Below are 440 nucleotides of genomic sequence, written 5' to 3' on the forward strand. Positions count from 1 at the left end.
GTCGTCTGCAGAAACGCCGTGGCGCGCTCGGGCTCGTTGAGCATCCAGAACCGATTCGCCGCCCGGGGTATCGCCCAGGCCATCAGCTCGGTCTCGGTCAATTCGGCGGGATTCACCGCCGCCAGCACCGCGTCAGCTTCGCGACCGCGACCCTGCCAACCGAGTGCGTAAGCCAAGGGCAGGCGTGCCGCCAGGGCGTCCGACCTATCCAGCGCTGCCCGCGCCAACCGTTCGGCAAGCCGGACGTCGCCGAGCCGCAGGGCCTGCCCGGCTGCGGTCGCCGCATCCGTGACCGCGGCCGGGGTAGCACTGGCGGGGACGTCGATGGCCAGTGAGGACAGCCGTAACTGATCGCTGACATGGTCGGATGGGTGCTTGGCCAGCTGCGCGACCAGCGACACGCGCAATGCATGCGCGTGCTCGGCCGTCAATACGGCGCG

1 protein-coding gene is annotated in these 440 nt (G+C 70.0%); it reads right to left on the bottom strand.

Features of this window, described 5'->3' with window-relative positions:
- Window positions 1-440: hypothetical protein (locus NNO08_RS22955; RefSeq protein WP_271457610.1), on the bottom strand; the 440-nt coding region annotated here is incomplete at both ends.

Source organism: Citrobacter sp. Igbk 17 (assembly GCF_028069775.1).
Taxonomy (GTDB): domain Bacteria; phylum Pseudomonadota; class Gammaproteobacteria; order Enterobacterales; family Enterobacteriaceae; genus Citrobacter.